23 protein-coding genes are annotated in these 20608 nt (G+C 64.8%); 12 read left to right on the top strand and 11 right to left on the bottom strand.

Annotated features, from left to right (window positions below; genetic code table 11):
* The 3 genes from VN856_RS19910 to VN856_RS19900 all read right to left on the bottom strand — a co-directional run.
* The coding region (locus VN856_RS19910) for an NAD(P)/FAD-dependent oxidoreductase (RefSeq protein ID WP_325692130.1) at positions 1-962 on the bottom strand (962 nt) is incomplete at its 3' end.
* The gene (locus VN856_RS19905) at positions 959-1468 is read right to left on the bottom strand and encodes an isoprenylcysteine carboxyl methyltransferase family protein (protein ID WP_325692128.1); all 510 of its coding nucleotides are present in this window, start codon (positions 1466-1468) and stop codon (positions 959-961) included. The genes VN856_RS19905 and VN856_RS19910, both read right to left, overlap by 4 nt.
* 7 nt (positions 1469-1475) lie before the next feature.
* Entirely contained in the window at positions 1476-2582 is a 1107-nt protein-coding gene (locus tag VN856_RS19900) for a type III polyketide synthase (protein ID WP_325692126.1), read from the bottom strand.
* Between the two features lie 232 nt (positions 2583-2814).
* On the opposite strand from VN856_RS19900, the gene VN856_RS19895 reads away from it, so the two are divergent.
* From VN856_RS19895 to VN856_RS19885, 3 genes are all read left to right on the top strand, one after another.
* Positions 2815-3375, top strand: a complete 561-nt coding sequence (locus VN856_RS19895) for a TetR/AcrR family transcriptional regulator (protein ID WP_325692124.1) — start codon at positions 2815-2817, stop codon at positions 3373-3375.
* Positions 3372-3935, top strand: coding sequence for a TetR/AcrR family transcriptional regulator (locus VN856_RS19890; protein ID WP_325692122.1), 564 nt, complete (start codon positions 3372-3374; stop codon positions 3933-3935). The genes VN856_RS19895 and VN856_RS19890 overlap by 4 nt, the downstream gene beginning before the upstream one ends.
* A 94-nt stretch (positions 3936-4029) precedes the next feature.
* Positions 4030-5616 carry an MFS transporter gene (locus tag VN856_RS19885; protein WP_325692120.1) on the top strand — a complete coding sequence of 529 codons (1587 nt, stop codon included), beginning with the start codon at positions 4030-4032 and terminating at the stop codon, positions 5614-5616.
* Here VN856_RS19885 and VN856_RS19880 read toward each other — a convergent pair.
* Together VN856_RS19880 and VN856_RS19875 are read right to left on the bottom strand one after the other, a co-directional pair.
* Positions 5609-6100, bottom strand: a complete 492-nt coding sequence (locus VN856_RS19880) for a nuclear transport factor 2 family protein (RefSeq protein ID WP_325692118.1) — start codon at positions 6098-6100, stop codon at positions 5609-5611. The two genes, VN856_RS19885 and VN856_RS19880, sit on opposite strands and share 8 nt — an antisense overlap.
* On the bottom strand, positions 6097-7395 hold the full coding sequence (locus tag VN856_RS19875; protein ID WP_325692116.1) for a cytochrome P450: 1299 nt from the start codon (positions 7393-7395) through the stop codon (positions 6097-6099). The genes VN856_RS19880 and VN856_RS19875 overlap by 4 nt, the downstream gene beginning before the upstream one ends.
* 43 nt (positions 7396-7438) lie before the next feature.
* Between VN856_RS19875 and VN856_RS19870 the strand changes: the two genes are divergently transcribed.
* From VN856_RS19870 to VN856_RS19850, 5 genes are all read left to right on the top strand, one after another.
* Positions 7439-7966 (top strand): helix-turn-helix domain-containing protein, encoded by a 528-nt coding sequence (locus tag VN856_RS19870; RefSeq protein ID WP_325692114.1) that lies wholly within the window; start codon positions 7439-7441, stop codon positions 7964-7966.
* 6 nt (positions 7967-7972) lie between these two features.
* Complete coding sequence (locus VN856_RS19865; RefSeq protein ID WP_325692112.1) at positions 7973-8713, top strand: glucose 1-dehydrogenase; 741 nt, start codon at positions 7973-7975, stop codon at positions 8711-8713.
* Positions 8714-8909: 196 nt separating this feature from the next.
* Positions 8910-10022 (top strand): sulfate ABC transporter substrate-binding protein, encoded by a 1113-nt coding sequence (locus VN856_RS19860; RefSeq protein WP_325692110.1) that lies wholly within the window; start codon positions 8910-8912, stop codon positions 10020-10022.
* Complete coding sequence (locus tag VN856_RS19855) at positions 10019-11815, top strand: SulP family inorganic anion transporter (protein WP_325692108.1); 1797 nt, start codon at positions 10019-10021, stop codon at positions 11813-11815. The genes VN856_RS19860 and VN856_RS19855 overlap by 4 nt, the downstream gene beginning before the upstream one ends.
* Positions 11816-11848: 33 nt before the next feature.
* Positions 11849-12916, top strand: coding sequence for a ketopantoate reductase family protein (locus VN856_RS19850; RefSeq protein ID WP_325692106.1), 1068 nt, complete (start codon positions 11849-11851; stop codon positions 12914-12916).
* Positions 12917-12920: 4 nt separating this feature from the next.
* Here VN856_RS19850 and VN856_RS19845 read toward each other — a convergent pair whose 3' ends face one another.
* From VN856_RS19845 to VN856_RS19830, 4 genes are all read right to left on the bottom strand, one after another.
* Complete coding sequence (locus VN856_RS19845) at positions 12921-14138, bottom strand: GNAT family N-acetyltransferase (protein WP_325692104.1); 1218 nt, start codon at positions 14136-14138, stop codon at positions 12921-12923.
* A gap of 65 nt (positions 14139-14203) precedes the next feature.
* On the bottom strand, positions 14204-14518 hold the full coding sequence (locus VN856_RS19840) for a hypothetical protein (RefSeq protein WP_325692102.1): 315 nt from the start codon (positions 14516-14518) through the stop codon (positions 14204-14206).
* A 29-nt stretch (positions 14519-14547) separates the two neighbouring features.
* Positions 14548-16125 carry a cytochrome b gene (locus VN856_RS19835; protein ID WP_414687006.1) on the bottom strand — a complete coding sequence of 526 codons (1578 nt, stop codon included), beginning with the start codon at positions 16123-16125 and terminating at the stop codon, positions 14548-14550.
* A gap of 119 nt (positions 16126-16244) precedes the next feature.
* A complete protein-coding gene (locus VN856_RS19830; RefSeq protein ID WP_325692098.1) occupies positions 16245-16511 on the bottom strand; it encodes a YdeI/OmpD-associated family protein in 267 nt (88 codons plus the stop codon).
* A 74-nt stretch (positions 16512-16585) separates the two neighbouring features.
* Between VN856_RS19830 and VN856_RS19825 the strand changes: the two genes are divergently transcribed.
* Both VN856_RS19825 and VN856_RS19820 read left to right on the top strand, forming a co-directional pair.
* On the top strand, positions 16586-16939 hold the full coding sequence (locus VN856_RS19825; RefSeq protein ID WP_325692096.1) for a glyoxalase superfamily protein: 354 nt from the start codon (positions 16586-16588) through the stop codon (positions 16937-16939).
* A 72-nt stretch (positions 16940-17011) separates the two neighbouring features.
* The gene (locus tag VN856_RS19820) at positions 17012-17335 is read left to right on the top strand and encodes a PE-PGRS family protein (RefSeq protein ID WP_325692132.1); all 324 of its coding nucleotides are present in this window, start codon (positions 17012-17014) and stop codon (positions 17333-17335) included.
* Positions 17336-17393: 58 nt separating this feature from the next.
* On the opposite strand, the gene VN856_RS19815 is transcribed toward VN856_RS19820, so the two are convergent.
* Both VN856_RS19815 and VN856_RS19810 read right to left on the bottom strand, forming a co-directional pair.
* Entirely contained in the window at positions 17394-17969 is a 576-nt protein-coding gene (locus VN856_RS19815; RefSeq protein WP_325692095.1) for a hemerythrin domain-containing protein, read from the bottom strand.
* Positions 17970-17978: 9 nt separating this feature from the next.
* Positions 17979-19424 (bottom strand): MFS transporter, encoded by a 1446-nt coding sequence (locus VN856_RS19810; RefSeq protein ID WP_325692093.1) that lies wholly within the window; start codon positions 19422-19424, stop codon positions 17979-17981.
* 144 nt (positions 19425-19568) lie between these two features.
* Between VN856_RS19810 and VN856_RS19805 the strand changes: the two genes are divergently transcribed.
* Together VN856_RS19805 and VN856_RS19800 are read left to right on the top strand one after the other, a co-directional pair.
* Positions 19569-20288, top strand: a complete 720-nt coding sequence (locus VN856_RS19805) for a CoA pyrophosphatase (RefSeq protein ID WP_325692092.1) — start codon at positions 19569-19571, stop codon at positions 20286-20288.
* A 102-nt stretch (positions 20289-20390) separates the two neighbouring features.
* Positions 20391-20608, top strand: a 218-nt coding sequence (locus tag VN856_RS19800; protein ID WP_325692090.1) for an aldehyde dehydrogenase family protein, incomplete at its 3' end; no start/stop codon positions are given.

Below are 20608 nucleotides of genomic sequence, written 5' to 3'. Positions count from 1 at the left end.
GCCGGCACGATACGCGACCGGGCGGGAGCGTAGGCGGAAGCCTGAAGCAGAGCCGCAGTCAGCATGCGGTAGCGCCGAGTCAATTGACGCCACTGACGGTCGTAATCCTCTGGTCGGCCGCTCATCACACAGTCGACCAGTAGTTCGGCGGCACCGAAAGCCAAGCCAAGACCCTCGCCGGTGAGCGCATCGACATAGCCCGCTGCGTCGCCTGCAAGTAGGACCCGTCCGGCGGTGCGGCTCGAGACGTTCTGCCGCAACGGTCCGGCCGCGCGGTCGGGCTCGTGCGGATGGCCCTCGATCCGATCGCGCAGGGCCGGAAATTCCTCGAGGTGGCGATCGAATCCGCCGCGCCCGGAGCTGAGCAGCGCGATGCCCACGCAATCGTCAGCAACAGGTGTCACGTATGCCTCGGCACCCGGCGCCCAGTGCACTTCGACGTAGTCCGACCACGGCGCGATCTGCACATGCCGGCGGATGCCCCAGCGGCGCGGTCCGGGACTGGTTTGCTCCAAGCCCAGCGAGCGGCGGATCGGCGAATGCAACCCGTCTGCCGCGGCGAGGTAACGGGCCCGCCAGCGTCCGGCGCGAACGCTGTCGACGTCCTGATCGATCTCACGGATCTCGTCTTGGACGATGTCAACGCCGGCCTCGACTGCGGCGTCGAGAAGCGCGCCGTGCAGTACGGTCCTGCGCACACCGCGCCCGGTACCGCGCTTGAAATTCGCCTCGATGTGCCGGGCACCGTCCCGGTAGCTGATACCCCGGATCGGTTTGCCGAGCGGGTGGACCGCGAGACCCTGCAGATGGCGCAAGGTGTGCGGCATCAGGCCTTCACCACACGCCTTGTCGATCGATCCCCGGCGGCGCTCGGCGACAACCACCTGGAGTCCCGCCCGAGCACCGTGGATCGCAGTAGCCAGACCGGCCGGCCCGCCGCCGACGACCAGAAGATCGATCATGTCAGGCTCGCCAGTGCGGCGTTTTCGACCCTGACCCGGGTGCTCAGCAGCCATGCGTTGAGGATCGAGAAAGCCAGCGCGGTAATCCATGCCGAGTGCACCAATGGCAGCGCTACACCTTCGGCGATCACCGCGACGTAGTTCGGATGAGGTATCAACCGGTAGGGGCCGCCGGTCACGCGGCTCGCGCCCGGAATGACGATGACGCGGGTGTTCCACTGATAGTCCAGAGTTGTGATGCACCACCAGCGCAGTGCCTGCGCGGCCAGCACCACCACGAACATCGACCAGCCCAACGCGGGTATGAAGCTGCGGTGCAGCACAATCGGCTCGACCAGGCAGCCCACTAGCAGGCTGATGTGCAAGGCCACCATCGCCGGATAGTGTCCGGCCCCGAGTTCCACGCCGCCGTGCGTCAAGCTGGCGGCGCGGTTACGTTCGGCAACCCGCACTTCGATCAGTCGCTCGACGGCGACCGCGACGACCAACAACGCGTACCAAGTCATCGCAGTCTCACCGCCAGCGCAGCATGACGAGCTCGGAGCAGAAGCCGGGGCCCATTGCGAGCAGCATTCCCGGGCTGCCACTCGGCGGCTGCTTGGCGATCGTGTCACGCAGGACGTGCAGCACCGACGACGACGAGAGGTTACCGACTTCACTCAACGACCGCCACGTCAATTCCAGTGCGTCGGAGGGCAATCCGAGCGATGAGACGATCGCCTCGATGACCCTGGGACCACCCGGGTGGCTGACCCATGCGCCAATGTCCGGGATCTCAAGCCCGTACGCAGCCAGCAGGCCGGCTACGTCGTCGGACAAGTACTGCTCGACGACGCTGGCGACGTCTGGGGAAAGGATGAGACCGAAACCGGTCGAACCGATATTCCATCCCATCGTGTCCTGCGAGTCCGGGTACAGGTGACTGCGCGAACCGAGCACTTCGGGTCCACGGGCGCCGATCTGCTCGGCGCGACGGGCACCGACCGCAACGACCGCCGCGGCCCCGTCGCCGAACAGCGATGTACCGACAAGGGAAGTCAACGACGGGGTGGTCGCGGGGAAGGTGAGAGAGCACAGCTCCACCGACAGCAGCACCGCGACGTCATCGGGCGCGCCGCGCAGATAATCGTTAAGCCGGCCCACTCCGGCGGCACCGGCGACGCAGCCAAGACCGAACATCGGCACCCGTCGTACATCGGGGCGAAGTCCCAGGCGCGTCGCGATACGGGCTTCGATCGAAGGCACTGCGAGACCGGTGACGGTCGTCGACATCACCACGTCGACATCCTGCGGACGCAGCCCCGCCTCGTCGAGCGCCGCGGAGATCGCCGCGCAGCCGAGCTCGACCGCGTTTTCAATCCAGACGTCGTTGGCCTTGCCGAAGTCGGTCAGCGAGGCGTACTCCTCGAGCGGCAGCACCAGGTAACGACCGTTGACTTTGGAACTCGCGTGAAACTTACGGAGCAGATCCCCGTGCTCCCTGAATGCGGGAAGTCCGGCCAGCATGTCGGTGATTTCATGTTGCGCATAGTGATGTTCTGGCAGGACGCCCTGCACACCCGCTATGACACTGCCGGCCTTATGGGCCTGAAACTCATTGCCGCTCTTGGGCTTTCTCATCTGACTCACCTGTCCTGGACGACGTTGGTTGCCGGCACCGTTGCCGCTGCTGAAATTTGTGACCGACTGCCAGTGGGTCTATCTGCTACTACGTCTCTCGGCTGACAGACGTTCAATAGGGCCACCCGCTTTTTCGATCTCAACAACCGATGACTTTTGTCAACAGTTGGTGACTTGAACATACGCGCGGCGGCGGACCTAGTCAACGGCTGATGACATAAAGTGGTGAACGATGACAAAACGACCGCGCAACGCCGCCCAGACCAGGGCGGACATCCTGGCTTGCGCGCGCCGCAGGTTCGCCGCGGACGGCTACGACCGCACCACCCTTCGCGCGATCGCGGGAGACGTGGGCGTGGACGCGGCGATGGTCACCCGGTATTTCGGCAGCAAGCAGGACCTGTTCGCCACCGCCACCGAATTCACCATCGAGCTTCCCGATCTAACCGATGCGGATCCTGACGACATCGCCGACATGCTGTTGCCGCGCTACTTCGCGGTGTGGGAAGAGGACCACTCGTTCATGGCCTTGCTGCAGGCGGCGATGACCAGCCGCGTGGCCGCCGACAAACTCAACGAGACCCTCGCTGTTCACGTCGCGCCGACGCTGAAGGCCGCCACCCCCGACTATGACCAGCAGCGGATCGCGTTGACGGACGCATTCGTGATCGGGCTGGCCGCGACGCGGTCGGTGCTGGGCAACGTCCCGGCCGCAGACCTCACCCGCGAAGAGCTTCGGCTGTGGGCGGCACCGGTGTTTCGGCAGCTTCTCGTCGGCCCGGCGCCGTCATGAGTGTCACTCGGCCCCGCAACGCTGCGCAGACACGCGCCGACATCCTGTCCGCGGCGCGCCGCCGCTTCGGAGCCGAAGGCTACGAGCGGACGACCCTGCGGGCCGTGGCCTCCGATGTCGGTGTGGACGCGGCATTGGTGATCCGGTATTTCGGCAGCAAACAGGACTTGTTCGCGGCGGCAGCGGACTTCGAGATCGACCTTCCCGATCTGTCGAATGTCGATCCCGACGAGGTCGCCGGCATCTTGCTGCCCCGCTTCTTCGCGGTGTGGGAAGAGGACGAAACATTCTTGGCGCTGTTGCGGGCCGCGATGACCAGCCCGCTCGCGGCCGAGACCCTACGCCGAGTTTTTGCCGAGCAGGTGGCGCCCAAACTGATCACCGCCACCCCCGACCATCCCGTGCAGCGGATCGGCCTGATGGGCGCGTTCGTGATCGGGCTCGCGATCACGCGATACGTGCTGGTGAATCCACCGGTGGCCGGCCTCAGTCGCGAGGAACTCAGCCGCTGGGCCGCCCCGGTGATCAAACAGCTGCTGGTCGGGCCCGCGCCGACCTGATCTCGCCGCGTAAATGGCAAGCGAGAAACGAGACTGTTAGTCTCGTAGGGGATCGGCCTTGAGGGGGCAACTGCATCGCTGAAGGGGGTGGCGCGTGGCCAATGCTGTGACTCACCCAGGCCAAGACAGCGACTTCGCTCTCGCCGGCTTGTCAGAGCGGGCCCGGCTGTGGCTGCTTACGGTGGCGTGCTTCGGCGTGCTGCTGGTCATCTCCTCGATGGTGGCGCTGAACACCGCGCTTCCTGACATAGCGATCGCGACGTCGGCCACCCAGACTCAGCTCACCTGGGTCGTGGACAGCTATACCTTGGTCCTCGCCTGTCTCCTATTGCCGGCCGGCGCGCTGGGTGATCGCTACGGCAGACGGGGCGCGATGCTGGTCGGGCTGGCCGTATTCGCGGGGGCGTCTCTGGTACCGGCGGTGCTGTCCGATCCATTGATCGTCATCGTCTCCCGCGGGGTTGCCGGCGCGGGCGCGGCGTTGATCATGCCCGCCACGCTGTCGTTGATCACTGCCGCTTACCCGAAAGAGGAGCGGAACAAGGCCGTCGGCATCTGGGCCGGTGTCGCCGGATCGGGCGCCGTCATCGGCATGCTCGGATCCGGTGGCCTGCTGAATTTCTGGTCGTGGCATTCCATCTTCTGGGCCTTCGCGGGTGCGGCCTTGACCATCTTCATCTTGACGTTGACGATTGCGAGTTCGCGAGATGCCGACGCCAAGCCACTGGACTGGCGCGGCGCGCTGGTTATCGGCGGCGGCGTGGCGACGCTCGTGTTCGGCATTCTCGAGGCGCCGGCGCGTGGATGGACCGACCCGCTGGTGGTTACCAGCATCGGCGTCGGGCTACTGCTGGGCCTGGCTTTCGGCTTTGTCGAGGTGCGGCAGCGTTATCCGCTGTTGGATGTGCGGCTGTTCGCGGTTCCCGCGTTCGCCACCGGCGCGGCCACCATCACCGTGTTCTTTCTGTCGATGTTCGGCTACATGTTCCTGCTCATGCAGTACATGCAGTTGATCCTCGGCTACAGCCCCAATAAGACGGCGCTTGCGCTCAGTCCGCTCCTGGGTCCGATGTTGGTGCTGTCTGTGCTGTCGTTCTGGTATCTGCCCCGACTCGGTCTGCGCGCGGTGGTGTTCAGCGGACTCCTGCTGATCGCGGCAGGGTCGCTCTGCATGCTTGGCATCAAAGTGGGATCGCCCTATTGGCGAGCAGCGTGGCCGATGTTGGTGATGAGCACCGGTATCGGATTGTGCACCGCGCCGACGACGTCGGTGATCATGACGACCGCGCCCGACGAGAAGCAGGGGGTGGCCTCGGCGGTCAACGACGCCAGCCGGGAAATCGGTGCCGCGCTCGGCATCGCGCTCGCCGGGTCGATGCTGGCCGCGCGGTATGCGAAGACGTTGGCGCCCAACCTGATTGGATTCCCGAGGTCGGTGGGGGACGCCGCGAGCACGTCGCTGGGCCAGGCGCTGGAGGTCGCGCGACGGCTGGGACCGGCGGGTGCCCGGCTGTCGGAAGTCAGCAAGACGGCGTTCATCGACGCCATGCATTCTTCGCTGCTGGTGCTCGGCGTGCTGGTAGCCGTCAGTGCCGTCCTGATAGGACTGTGGGCACCGGGGCGTGACGACCAACAGCTACGGCCCGTGCGCGAATTGCTGGCGCGGCGTCGCTCTAAGTAGGCGGCGCCGTCCGGCGGTCGTAGCGAGGATCGGTGTGGTCACGGCGCGACTGCCAGTACTGTGAGGCATCGTCGCCAGGGATGGTGACGTCGGGCACGACCCTGCGGTAGGTGAGCTTCCAGGCATCTCCGAACCGCTGAAAGTAGTCGATGTAGCGGCCGTACCCGGCGGTCACCTGGTCACCGATCAGCGCATGCATGACGAAAAACGTTTCGCCCCAACCCTCGTCGCCGCGGATGTCAAAGACTGACTGTCCGAGCAGGTGGTGCATGGTCAGCTGTTCCGCGCGCCCATCGGGTGCACATATCATCTCGGCGAACTCCGAACCGGATCCTTTGAAGCCGCCGTGGTCGTCGTATGACTGCGGCGCGTAGCAGTCGACGATCGCCGCCTTGTCGGCGCGATCGACGGCCGCCGACAGCGTCGCCACCAGTTCGGTCAGCGCGGACTTGTCGATCCAGGTCTGTATCTCCTCGGTGGTCATGAGGCGGCGGTGAATTCGAGATGCAGCTCCTGCAGTCCGCGGATGATGTACAGCGGCACATAGCGGAATCGTCGATCACCGGCCGGGCCGTGATGGCCTTCATCAATTCTGATGTTGCGCAGCCGGTCCAGCATGCGTTCGATGGTGACGCGGCCCTCGATCCGGGCCAGTGGGCCACCGGGACAACTGTGCACTCCGCGAGCGAATGCGACGTTCTGGCGAGCGTTCGGACGGTCGATCCGCAACTCCGCCGGACACTCGAAGTGCGCGGGGTCGCGATTGGCCGCACCAGGCAGCAGCATCATGGTGGTGCCCGCCGGGATCTCGACTCCCGCGAGTGTGGTTGTCTTACGCGCTAATCGGAAGTCGCTCTTGATGGGGCTCTCCAGCCGCAGCATCTCTTCGACGAAGTTCGGTATGCGATCGCGGTTGGTGCGCAGCGATTGCTGGAGATCAGCGTCCTCGGCCAGTGCCCGCAGCGCACTGGACAGCAGGCGCGCGGTGGTCTCGTGGCCGGCGATGAACAGGAACGTGGCAATGCGCACCAGATCAGTCACCTCGGGCAGCGTCCCGTCGGCGAAGCGTTGGGTCGCCATCTCGGTCAGGATGTCGTGGGCGGGCTGCTCGCGGCGATCGCTGATATAGGCGGTGAACCACTTGTCAAGATAGGCAAGGGGATTCATGTTGACCGTGCCGTCTTCATCCTGCCAGGCAGCGTCGGGCGGTGTGTTACCGGCCAGCAGATCGCGAAACATCGCGTGGTCGCGTTCGGGCACGCCCAGCAGATCAGCGATCACCAGGAACGGAAATGCCCCGCCGTACGCGGAGGCGAACTCACAACGCCCGTCAGCGATGAATTCGTCGATCAACTGGTCGGCAAGTCGCCACATGAACTGCTCGTTCTCCTTGAGCCGCTTCGGCGTGAAGAGTCCGGTCAGTAGCGCCCGGTGCGCGGTGTGGCGGGGCGGATCGAACGAGACGAGGTGTTCGCTCATCGGAAAGCGGTCGCGGTGTACCTCGACCAGGTCGGAGATGTCGTCGCTGCGTACCTCGAACGGGAGCGGGAAAGGGCCCAACGACGAGTTGACCGAAGAGTATGTCGCGTTGTCGCGATATACCTCGGTCAGTTCGTCGTACCCGGTGACTGCGAACACGCCGTTGCGCGGTACCGGGGCGACCGGGCATTGCGCCCGCAGATGCTCGTAGAAGGGATACGGGTCGGCGACCAGTCGGGGATCGCTGAAGAAGTCGACGTCGCCGTAATCGGTCGCGCCCGAAGGGTTTGCAGACGGCATGGCGCGACGCTAACATCGCTTACAACTCAAGTAAAGGGTGTAAATGACCGCTAGTGCCGAGGCCGGGGATCCCATGCGCGAGCGCATCCTGCGGGCCGCGTTCAAAGTTCTCAGCCGGCACGGCTACGGCAAGTTCAACCTGTCCGATGTCGCGGCGCAGGCCGGCATTTCACGCCCGACGCTGTACAAATCCTTCAGGTCAAAGGACGAATTGCTATCAGCATTCAGCCAATTCGAACTTCAGCTGCTGCGTCAGGACATGGACCGCGCGACGCAGGGCCGCAGCGGCCGCGACCGAATCGACGCACTGCTGGATTTCTTGGCGGCCTTTTACACCTCCTATCAGATGCGCGGTCTCATCGAGATCGAGCCCAGCCTGGTGCTCGAGCAGATGGCCACCTCGCTGCCGCTGCTGGTCGACCTGGTAGCGCCCGTGCTGGCGGGACAGGTGTCCGACCCACAGGCCGTGGCGCAGGCACTGGTGCGACTTTCGGTGTGCCACTACCTCATCCCCGGCTACGACGACGACCGCATGCTGGATCAGCTGCGCGCCGTGGCGGGCGTACGGTAGGCGGCCATGGCTCGGGTAGCGGACAAGGTGGTGCTGGTCACCGGTGGCGCGCGGGGAATGGGTGCGGCGCATGCCGAAGCGCTGGTAGCTGAGGGCGCGCGTGTGGTGATCGGCGACATCCTGGACGACGCCGGCCGGTCGGTCGCCGAAAAGCTCGGCGATGCGGCTATTTTCGTGCACCTTGACGTGGCGGATCCGGCGCTGTGGGACCAGGCGCTCGCGGCCACTCTGGAACGTTTCGGCCGGCTCGACGCGCTGGTGAACAATGCGGGGATAGTCAAAGTCGGGCCGCTGCGGGGTTCGTCATTGTCGGATTGGCAGCGGGTCATGGACGTCAACCTCACCGGCGCGTATCTGGGTATGCGCGCGGTCGTTGAGCCGATGATTGCCGCCGGCGGCGGCTCTATCGTCAACGTGTCGTCCGTCGAAGGGCTAGCCGGAAGCGCCAACCTGCACTCCTACGTCGCCGCCAAGTTCGGATTGCGCGGAATCACCAAATCTGCCGCAGTAGAGCTGGCGCGCTACAACATTCGGGTTAACTCGATCCACCCGGGCTTGGTTCATACGCCGTTGAGCGAAGGTGTGACGAAGGAGTTCATGGCGCCCATTCCGATGCGTCGCGGGGCGTCGCCGGCCGAGATCGCGAACTTTGTGCTGTTCCTCGTCAGCGACGAGTCCTCTTACGCAACAGCATCGGAGTTCGTTGTCGACGGTGGCCTGACGGGATACGTGCCGACCAAGATCTAGCCGCCGGTGGCGGCGGTTGACTGGCGAAGAGCTGGTAGCCGGACTGGGCCATTGCGATCAGGCTGATTTACACAGCTGTCTTTCAGGGAAGTGCTAGCTACGCTCCAAATCTCACGGCCGGTGAGAACAATCAGCGCGTCAGGCAGTCCATGGCCGGTCACCGGCAACCCCACGATTCCAGCACTAGGAGGCGACAATGACGGAGCCCGCGCCCCCGGCCAAGCGCCGCGGCAAACTGCCGCGTTCCGTATCGCGGCTCAATATCCTCGGGATCGTCGCGATCATCGTCGCAGGCGGCCTGCTCGCCTTTCATAATCTGCACCGCGACAACTCGCCGAATCAGATCCTCAATGTCTCCTACGACCCGACCCGCGAGCTGTACGCGGCGATCGACAAGACGTTCGTCGACGAGTTCCGGAAGAAGACCGGCGTCACGGTGGAAATCAAGCAGTCGCATGGCGGTTCGGGCCGGCAGGCTTCCGAGGTCATCAAGGGCCATGAGAAGGCCGGCGTCGTTTCGCTGGCGTTGCCGAGTGACGTCGACGCGCTGCGGAAGCGCGGACTGATCGCGGGCGATTGGCAGAGCCGACTGCCAAACCATTCGGTCCCTTACACCTCGACGATCGTGTTCGTCGTCGAGAAAGACAATCCGCTGGGCATCCACGACTGGCCGGATCTGATCAAAGACGGCGTCGACATTATCAATCCCAATCCCCGCACCTCGGGCAACGGAAAGCTCACCGTTCTCGCGGCCTGGGGTTCGGTGACAACCCGCGGCGGCAGCGAGCAGGAGGCCAGCGACTTCGTCAGGGCGTTGTTGAGCCACGTCAAGGTCGCTGACAGCGGAGCACGCGGCGCCGCCACCACCTTTTCTGTCGAGAAAATCGGCGACGTCCACTTGACCTGGGAGAACGAAGCCCTGCGGGAAGTGGCGGAGAACAAAGACCAATTCGAAATCGTTTATCCTCCGGTCAGCATCCTCGCCGAACCGGCGGTCACCTGGGTCGACGCAAATCTCAAGGACAAGAAGCTGGCGTCCTACGCCAAGTCTTACCTCGAGTACCTCTACACCGACCCGGCACAGGAAACCGTCGCCCAGTACGGCTACCGGCCGATCAAGCCCGAGATCTTGGCCAAGCATGCGGATCGGCTGCCGCCCATCAATCTGTTCCCCGTCACTGCGATCGCCAAGAGTTGGTACGACGCGCAGGAGAAGTTCTTCGGCACTAACGGCATCTACGACGTGGTCTCCTCGGCTCCGGCCAGAGTCGCGTCGGCACACCCACGGCGAAAGACGAAGACGCCATGAGCATTGCGGAGCGCATCAAAAGCCTGAACTACGACGGGGACAAAGCACGTCGTGACCTGATAGCGGGCCTCACGGTCGCGGCGGTGTCGCTGCCGCAGGGCATCACCTACGCGTTGGTGGCCGGCGTCGACCCCAAATTCGGTGTCTACTCGGCGATCGTGGTGACCTTCGTCGCGTCGATTTTCCAGTCGTCGTCGCATCTGGTCAACGGCCCGACCAGTGCCATATCCCTGTTGGTGTTCAGCTCATTGGCGTTCATCGACCCGGAGAACCGGACGGTCCTGTTCGAGGCGCTGTTCCTGCTGGGCGTTCTGGTTGGCACCTTCCAGATTTTGATTGCGGTGTTCAGGCTCGGTGATCTGACGCGATACATCTCTGAATCCGTCATCCTTGGCTTTCTGCTGTCCGCGGCCGTTCTGATCGCGCTGGGTCAGCTCGGCAATGCCCTGGGAGTGAAAGACCAAGGCAACGGCCGGCAATCGGTGCTGAAACGGACTTACCTCACCCTGTTCCATGGCGAGGCCTTCAACTACCGCGCGTTGATCATCAGCGTCGCGACCATCGTCCTCGCCGTCGTGCTGCGGCGCTTGGTGAAACGCTTCGGGCTGCCACAGCTGGACCTGCTGGCAACGCTGATCTTTGCGGCCCTGATTGCGTATCTGGCCGGATGGGCGACTGAGGATCACACCGGCAACACTGCGATCAAGCTGACCGCGAAGATCCCGCAGAGCCTGCCGCACCCGCACATCCCGTCCGTACAACTCAACGAAGTGACCCAGTTGGCGCCGGGTGCATTGGCCATCGCGTTCATCGGACTGCTCGAGGCGCTGTCGATCGCCAAGGCCATCGCCTACCAGAGCGGGCAGAAGATCGACTACAACCGGCAGATCATCGCCGAAGGCCTGGCGAACCTCACCGGTGGCTTCTTCCAGGCCGTGCCGGGCTCGGGTTCGGTGACGCGCTCGCCGATCAACTACCAGGCCGGCGCGGCGACCCGGTTCTCCGGCGTGATTGCTTCCATCGGTGTCGCGATCATCGTGCTGTTGTTCGCGCCGCTACTGCACTACATGCCCCGGGCCGCGCTGGCCGGCCTGTTGCTGATCACTGCCGCGCGACTGATCGACATCAAGCGGTTGAGCTACGCGATCAAGGCGTCCCGCTATGACGCGGGGCTGGTGATCATCACCGCGCTCGTCGGCGTATTCGTCGACTTGGACACCGCGGTGCTGCTTGGTGTCGCGCTGTCGATCCTGCTGTTCGTGCCACGCGCGGCCAAGCTCAAGGCCAGGGAGTTGGTGGTCGCCCCCGAACGAGTGGTCCGCGAGCGGGTTCCGGGTGACCCGGCCGATCCGTCGACTGTCATCTATGACTTCGAGGGCGAACTGTTCTTCGGCGCCGCACCCGATCTCGAGCAGTATCTGGAAGCGCTGGGCGAGCGGATCAAGCACGACGACATCAAATACCTCGTGCTGCGGCTCAAGCGGGTACGCCACCCGGATGCCGTCGTCATCCAGCGAATCGAGAAATTCGTTCGGGAGGAAACCGACCGCGGCGTCACGGTTTTGCTGGCGGGCGTGCAGCCGGACCTCTGGAAGCTGCTGACGAACGTCGGGTTCGACAAGTGGTTCCCGTCCGAGCGGGTGTTCCCCGAAGAAGACGAGGAATTCTCTGCCACGCTGAAGGCCGTCCGTTACGCTCACGCGCTGCGCGGCTTCGATGAATCAGGCGAGCAGGTTCCGGCGGAAGCCGTCCCGACCAATGGGGACGCCAAGCACTACTACTACCTGGTCTGAACGCGGCCCAGTCAGCAGACGTATTCTCGCCCAATGGCATTGGACGAGACGCACGAACCGGGAGTAAACGGCCGCCGATACGTCATTGTCGGGTCAGGAGCGATCGGCGGCACGGTGGGCGGAGTGCTCGCGCGGGCCGGTGTCGCCACCGTGCTGGTCGCGCGGGGCCGCCACGGCGAGACGCTGGCGACCACAGGCTTGACGCTGAGGACACCCGACGGCATCTTCCACACGCCGGTCACCGCGGTGACCGGCGCCGAGCATCTGCGGTTGACCTCCTATGACGTGCTGGTGTTCGCCACCAAGACCCAACAAGTGGACGCGGCGCTGCAGCAGTGGGTCGATCAGCCGGTCCACGGGCCCGATGGAATCATCGGTAGCGCCGGCGACCTGCTGCCGGCGTTGACCGCGCTCAACGGCGTTGTCGCCGAGGAGAAAGCGCTGCGCTATTTCCGGCGGGTGTTCGGTGTTTGCGTCTGGTTGCCTGCCGTGCACCTCGAACCCGGTGAAGTGATCGCGCGGTCATGGCCGGTGGTCGGACAGTTTCATATCGGACGCTGGCCGGCGCCGCTGCGCACGCGAGCCGATGACGAATTCCTACAGCAATTGGCCCGGACGTGGAGCGCCGCGGGCATCCGGGTGAACGCCGTCGACGACGTCGCACCCTGGAAATACAACAAGCTGCTGAGTAATCTCGGCAACGCGGTGGGCGCATTGTCGGAGGTGGACGCCGACGTCAGCGACGTGACGGCAGCACTGCGCACTGAGGCCGAGCAGGTATTACGTTCCGCCGGAATCGAATTCACCTCTTTTGAGGTATCCACCGCGGCCCGAGTCGACGGACCGATGCCACGGCCGGTACCCGGCTCAGATACCGGCGCAAGCAATTCCACCTGGCAGTCGCTGAGCCGCAACACCGGCAACGTCGAAACCGACTACTTCAACGGCGAGATTGTCCGGATCGCCCACCAGCACGGCATCGCCGCGCCGCTCAACGCCGCCTTGGCGCGCGCGTCGCGCGAAGCGGTGCGCAATCAGCTTGGGCCGAGCCGCTTTTCGGCGGCGCAACTCTCAGAACTGCTGGGCACCGCGGGACGGTGACGCGCTAGAAGAAGAATCCGGCGTGTGGTGCCTCATGTACCGCGAACAGCCGCTCGGCCGCGGCGAGCACTGACGGATTCTCGGCGTGCGCCAGCCCGGCGACGGCCAGACTGCGCCATGTCGCGCCGCCGAGCAACACGGCGGCCAGGCCGGCCACGCTAACGCGCAGTTGCGGGCGCCGGTCTGTTTGTTCGGCGCCGTCTCCGGTGACAGCCACGCTGATCGAATTGTCGGGCAGCAGTGGGTCGTCGACGGCGACGACGATATCCTCGTCGCCCTGGTATCGCCTTGCAGACAACGCCTTCTCGACATCGATGACACGTAACCACGTCTCGTCGTGAGTGGCGGCCACCCGCGCGGCGCGCCGGTCGAGCAGCAGCCATGGCAGCGGATCGTCGACCGGCAGCATCCAAAACACCACGCGATCAATGAGGTCGAGCCCGAGAAGAAATCGCAACAGCCCGAGGTAGGTGGTGGTGTCGGGTGCGAAGAAGTCTTCCACCGCGATGGTGCGCTGATCGCTGACGAACCATTTGTCGGTGTCGATCGGGCGGTAACGAGCGAACCCGGTTTCAGAGCCCGGTTCACCGTGCACTGCGACATACGAAGGCGGCGGCGATGATTCAGACCGGAGTCGTACACCGTGCCACCACACATCCGGGCGGTCGATGGTTCCCGGACGTGACGGCCGGTTCTGGTTGTAGATCCCGGGCAGCACATCCCACACCCGCTCGGCCTCCAGCAGGCGCACCGGGCCACCTGTCTCGAGACCGGGGCGAAGTTCTGCTCGCGCCGTTTGGACCTCGATGGTTTGCGATGAACTCGCGACGCCGTAGCCGTACCGCTCGTAGATGGTCGCCTCCGAAGCCCGCAGTGTCGCGACGGTCTCGCCGCGCGCGGCGACGTCGTGCAACTGATGACGCATGAGATCGGTAGCGACGCCTTTGCGGGTGTACGACGGCAGAACCCCGACGTGCGTGACAGCAGCATGGCCGACGACGGTTCCGCCGGGCAGGGTCAGTCCGCTTGTCACGGCATCGGCGGTGCCAACGAGTTGGTCCTTGACGAAGGCGCCGACGGTTCGGCCCTGTTCCAGCAAGGTGGTGATCTGTCCCGGCGCCAGATTCGCCAAGGGCGGGAAACCGATCATCGCGGTGCGGAACAGATTCGCCGCGGCAACCAGGTCACCCTCGCTGTCGAGGACACGGATCTCGGTGGTCATACCGACATCATGTCGCGCGGCATCTGCCGTGACGAAGGCGCCTCGTTGGACTGGACTCGCTCTCGCTACGCCGACCAGAACGGTGGCTGCTGGAGCACTCGTTCCAGAAATCCTGCTGCGGCCTGCTCGTCATCCGGGGTGTTGTCACCGTGGGCGAGCGGGCACCGCAGCGGTTCACCCTGAACGATCCAGACGGTCTGTACCGGTTCGTAAACCGGCGCTCCTGGGGGCGGCGAAATCAGGTCTGCTGCGAACCCCTGCGCGGTCGGCCAGGCGAACCCATCGCTGCAAATCAACTCTCCTGCCTGATTTTCAGCGATGACGTGGTAATGCGGCGCGGCGTCCAAGCCCCGCAAATGTCGGCCTGCCTCGCCAGCCATGACACGAGGTTATTAGGTGCGGGCTGGGTTCAGCGACCCCGCAGTGCGGTGAGCGCGCGGCGCTCGGCGGCATGATGGGCCTCGGATAGCGCGGTGTTCTCGGCGTCGGGATCGGCGAACAAGAAACTGCCCGCGCCTGGCGAGCCGCCGGAGCCGAGCTTGTTCATTTTCGTCGGCACCGGAGCGCCCTGATATTCCAGCGGTAACGGCCCCAGTGGCTGGTGCAGTTCGACGTAGGCGCCGTGCGGCAGCCGTTTGAGGATGCCGGTTTCGATGCCGCGCTCGAGGACGGCGCGGTCGCTGCGCTGCAGCCCCACACACCAGCGGTAGGTGATGAAGTAGACGATCGGTGGCAGCACGACCATGCCGATGCGCCCGACCCAGGTGGTGGCATTGAGCGAGATGTGGAACTTCAGCGCGATGATGTCATTCATCGCCCCCAACGTGAGTACCAAGTAGAAGGCGATGGCCATCGCCCCAATCCCGGTGCGCACCGGCACGTCGCGTGGACGCTGCAATAGGTTGTGGTGGGCGTAATCTCGGCTGAACCGCTTCTCCAGGAACGGATAGATCGTCAGCACCACGAACACAATGCCCATGATCATCGCGGCACCAACGGCTGCGGGCACCGTGTGGTGGCCCACGTAGATCTCCCATGCCGGCCACAATCGCTGCAGGCCCTCGGTCCACATCATGTAGAAGTCCGGCTGCGATCCCGCCGACACGTGAGATGGCGTGTAGGGCCCCAGGTTCCAGATGGGGTTGATCTGCAGGAGCCCGCCCATTACGCCAAGGACGCCGGTAGTCAGTGCGAAAAAGGCGCCGGACTTGACTGCGAAGACCGGCATGACCCGGACGCCGACGACGTTGTTCTCGGTGCGGCCGGGGCCGGGGAACTGGGTGTGCTTCTGGAACCACACCATCGCCAGGTGTGCGCCGATCAGCGCGAGAATGATCGCCGGCAGCACCAGAACGTGCAGCGCGTAAAGCCGGGGAATCAGCGTGGTGCCCGGGAAGTCGCCGCCGAAAAAGGCCCAGTGCAGCCATGTGCCAATTACCGGTAATCCCAGCATGATTGACGAGAGTGCGCAGCGCAGACCGATGCCGGACAGCAAGTCATCGGGCAGCGAGTATCCGAAATAACCTTCGAACATGGCCAGGATCAGCAGCAGCGAACCGATGACCCAATTGGCTTCGCGTGGGCGGCGGAACGCTCCGGTGAAAAAGACGCGAGCCAGATGGACCATGATCGACGCGGCGAACATCAGTGCGGCCCAGTGGTGTACCTGGCGCACGAACAACCCACCCCGTACCTCGAACGAGATGTTGAGCGCCGACTCGTAGGCGCGCGACATCTGCACACCGCGCAGTGGTTGGTACACGCCGTGATAGGGGACCTCGATCATGGACGGGTCGAAGAACAGCGTCAGGTAGATGCCGGTGATCAGCAGAACGACGAAGCTGTACAGCGCGATCTCGCCGAGCAGGAACGACCAGTGTGTCGGGAAGACCTTGTTGAGCTGGCGCCGTAGTGCGGCCGAAGGGTGATATCGCGCATCAATGTCTTGGGCTTGGCGCACCGCGGTATCCGCCGGTCGGAGGTTCATGGCAACCATCCCCTCGCGGCTGAAACCGCTGCGATGGGGCCCAGCCGAGTGTCTACTATGCAACGTAGTACCACGGAGCGTAGTACTTAATGTGTCAGGGGTAAAGAGTTGATCCGAGGCTATTTCCCAGTGCGCTCGCGGTGCTTGCAACCCGGCCAGCAGCAAGGTCGGCGAAGGCCCTCCTGGAGTTCCTCCTGGGTCCGGCGGATGCGGCGCTTTCGGGTCGCGTCTTGTTTGGCGTCATCGACCCAACAGATGAACTCGTTGCGCGCCAAGGGCGTGATGTCCTGCCAAGCCGCCAGTGCCGTCGAATTGGCAAGCAGCGCCTCGCGCAGGTCTGCGGGCAGCTTGTGCACCACTCCGCCGGACACCCGGTTGCCGCTCATGGACGCCAGCGTAAACCGGAGCATCGCCGCTAGCGTGGAGGTCGCCGCCGGCTTCACACCATCAGGAGAGCTGCATGCAAGCCACGAAGATATTTGCCAACCTTCGAGTCGCGGACATCGAAGCGGCCAAGGGTTTCTACACCGACTACCTCGGGCTGACCAACGAGGAGTTCAACATGGGCTGGGTGGCCCGGTACTCCTCGGCCGACGCCGGGGCCCGGCTCCAACTGGTGACCGGTGACGCAACTGCTACCGAAGACTCGGTGATTTCGGTCTGCACCGATGACATCGACGCGGCGTACGCCGAAGCACAACGGCTCGGTTACGACATCGTCCATCCGCTCACCACCGAAGCCTGGGGTCTGCGACGGTTTTTCGTCCGGGCACCCGACGGAAATGTCATCAACATCGTCAATCATCACGACTGAAATTCGATGTTTTGGACATGTGTGGAAGGGGGTATAACGCCCTCTATGACCATGTTCGAGAAACTCAACTTCATGAAACCGCTGGTTATCGGTGGCGCTGCTGCGGCAGCGATCGCCGTGATGCCCGTGGCCGCGGCTGAGGCCTCCATTGGCTCCCCAGCCACGGCGGGACCCACCCACAGTGTCTTCAAGCAGGACCCGGGTGGCGGCGGCTGTGACGCTAACGGCACCTGTGGCTCCGGCGGCCAGTTCACTGGCCCCGGCGGCGGCCCCGGCGGCCAAGGCTGCGTTCCGGGTGTCGGCTGTGGCTCCGGCGGGCAGTTCGCGGGCCCGGGTGGCGTCCCCGGCGGCACCGGATGTCTTCCGGGCGTCGGCTGCGGCTCCGGCCACGGCTAAACCGCCCCAAGAAGAATTGGTTCATGCGGCCTGGTAGTCCACCAGGCCGCATGGATCGTCATTCGTCCTTCAGACTGCCGATACCGAGCGAGAAGTCCTTGCGCGGCGACCGCGCCGCGCCTTCCTGTTCCGCGACGTAGCTCTCCGGGTCACGGTCGACGATCGATAGCCCCTTCGTTGTCGGATGCTGCGCCATGAACTCTCGGTATTGACGCCCGAGTGCTTCGCGCAGACCGACCGGTGCGTGACGACGAAAGTCGGCCAACCCTTCCCGCTCCTCTTCGCCCATGTGGTCATCGTTGGCCAGGCGGGTTCGCCCGACCGCCGCCCACCACTCGTCGCTGGCTATCGCCGCGGCGTTCGCGTCGCGCACCCCGTCGCGAATGTCGTTGTGGTCGCCGATCGCATCGAGCGTCTCGCCTTCGGCGTCTTCGGTGCCGCGCGTGAGTAGTTGCGGGTAGAAGATCTTCTCTTCGATGTAGGCGTGCACGTCCAGCTTGTCGGCAAGTGGACGCCACACCCGTTCCAGCGCCCGCTGGTCGACCGGTGTCTGGGCTTGCAGAACATCCAGCCTGGCGAATTGCTCACGGAACCAGTCGTGGTCGCTGAGGATCAGCATGGTGATGTCGGCCATCCCGACTAGTTAATCAGCAAGCCCGCCAACGCATTGGACTTCGGACGGTTGGTGTGACTCGTCAGGGGCGCCTTTCCACCGGAGCGCCAGTAAGCCCCCGATGAGCGCGGCGCTGCCCGCCGCGGCCGCGACGAACGCCCACCCGCGCCGCACGGCACCGAGGTCGATGCCGGGTTGGTAGATCATGGTCAGGGCCGTCGTGCCCAGCACCATGCCCAGTTGCCGCGCGGTGTTCGTCACTGCCGAGCCGGCTCCCCATCGGTGCGACGGCAGCGCCACACCGGGGACGGCAGAAAGGCTCGGCATCACCAATCCCACGCCCGCGCCGGTAAACAGTTGCGCAGGTAGATAATCGGTGAAGTAATCGGGAATCGGACCAATGTTGCAGAGCCAGATCACGATCCCGATCAGGTAGAGCGCCGCGCCAATCGAGGCAACAACGGCGATGCCGAGTTTGTGGATCAGCCGGCCGGCCAACGTCAGCGACACAACGACGACGACGATCGGACCCGGCGCCAGGCACAAGCCGGCGACGGCGGGCGGCATGCCCCAGACGGTGGTGAGAAGCATGACGCCGCCCAGCAGCATCGCACCGTGGGCCGCGGAAAACACCAACAGCGCAAGGCAACTGGACCACATCGGCAGGACCCTTATCGCGGCCAGGTCCACGGCAGGCGACGGGTGGTGCAGCGAACGCCACACCGCCAGGGCGATCGCACACCCGGCACCGATGGCGGCCAGCAGCACCGTCGGCGCGTGCCATCCGGCGACCGGTAGCTCGATCAGCGCCCACACCAGCGCCCCAACCCCCACCACCAGGCTGAGCGCACCGAACAGATCGGGAATGCCGCGACCGGTGCCCTTGGCTTTACTGAGCACCAGGAGTCCGGCGATCAGCGCCAGCAGTGCGACCGGGACGTTCACGAAAAAGATCCAGCGCCAGGACAATTCGACCAGGAATCCGCCGACCGGAGGCCCGAGCGCGGCGGCCATCGCAGCGATGGCCGACCAGGTGCTGACGGCAGCCGCACGCCGGGCGGGCGGAAATGCGGCCAGCAGCAGCGCGAGCGAACTCGGCATCAGCATCGCCGCACCCAGGGCCTGAACGGCACGGGCGGCGACCAGTGTCACAAACGATCCGGACAACCCGCACGCGGTCGAGCCCAAAGTGAACACGAGCAAGCCGGTCAGGAAAATCCGGCGATGGCCGTAACGGTCGCCGAGCCGGCCCGCCGGATTCATGAATGCCGCGAAAACGAGCGTGTAGGCGTTCAGAATCCACGACATCGCTCCGAAGTCCGCTGCGCCAAAGCTGTGACGAATCTCCGGGAAGGCGATGTTGACGATGAAGAGGTCCAGGCTGGCCAAAAATCCCGCAGTGGACACCACGACAAGCGTCGCCGCTGGGCGCGTTGTCGCTGCCCGCGTGGTCGTCGCCTGCATGGTCGTTGTCACGTCCGCCTCGCCGGTTGCACTCGCTGGCGATCGAGCGTGATGCCGCGCGATCGTTGGATACAGCAAACTGCACCTAGCCGGCTATTCCCAAAAGGACCGCCGAGCGAGTGGGATCGGTCACGGCGGCCCGCTTAGGCTCGGGTAATGACCGTCCCCTACGACGAGGCACTGCGCGAGCGGATCTGGGACCACCTGTCAGGTCATGACCGTCGCGTCGTGGCCGACCCGACGAAGCGGCAAGCGGCCGTCGCAGTCCTGCTCGTCGACTCGGAGGTCGGCGAGGACCGGATCGATCCGGCGCAGGTGGACGACTGGAACGCGGGACGCCCGATGCCCGAGGCCGGCCTCGACGGCCGCATGGTCGACGTATCCGGCGGCGCCGCATTCCTGTTGTGTCGCAGGACGTCCCGCCTCAACTCGCATCCGGCGCAGTGGGCGCTTCCGGGTGGTCGCCTGGACCCCGGGGAGGATGCGGTCGACGCCGCGCTTCGCGAACTGTACGAGGAGGTCGGTATCACGCTCGCCGCCCCCGCGGTATTGGGTCTGCTCGACGACTACCCGACCCGCTCCGGATACGTCATCACCCCCGTGGTGCTGTGGGGCGGCGGACGGCTCGACCCTCAACCGGCGCCCGACGAGGTGGTAGCGGTCTACCGGGTCGGTCTCCACCAACTGCAGCGCGCGGACTCACCACGCTTCATCACCATTCCGGAAAGCCCGCGGCCCGTTGTTCAAATTCCGCTGGGAAACGATCTCATCCACGCGCCGACCGGTGCGGTGCTGCTGCAGCTGCGCTGGCTCGGCCTGGAGGGCCGCCACGATCCGGTCGACGAGCTGGAGCAACCGGTTTTCGCCTGGCGGTAGGTCCGATCGCCTTCATGTGAGCTGCGTCATGGGCTGGGCTACACTCATGACCGCCATCTCTACAGAGATAGAGTCGCGACGAAGCGAAGGGACCCACCCGCCATGACGGTGCAGGACGTACTGGACGACATCCGCAAGCGACCCGGCACCGGTGAGGTGATTCCGATCATCGACCCGGCCACCGAAGAGCAGATCACCGAATTCACCGACTGCGGTCCCGAAGCCATCAACGACGCGGTCGGCCGCGCCAAGGAAACCGCCGAATCCGGCGTGTGGTCCAGCATGCCCGACTACGACCGGGCCAAGGTGCTGTGGCGGGG

The sequence above is a fragment of the Mycobacterium sp. genome (assembly GCF_035603715.1).
In the GTDB taxonomy this organism is placed as follows: Bacteria; Actinomycetota; Actinomycetes; order Mycobacteriales; family Mycobacteriaceae; genus Mycobacterium.
The sequence above is the reverse complement of the archived record's forward strand: the minus strand, read 5'-3'. Positions and strand labels throughout refer to the sequence as shown.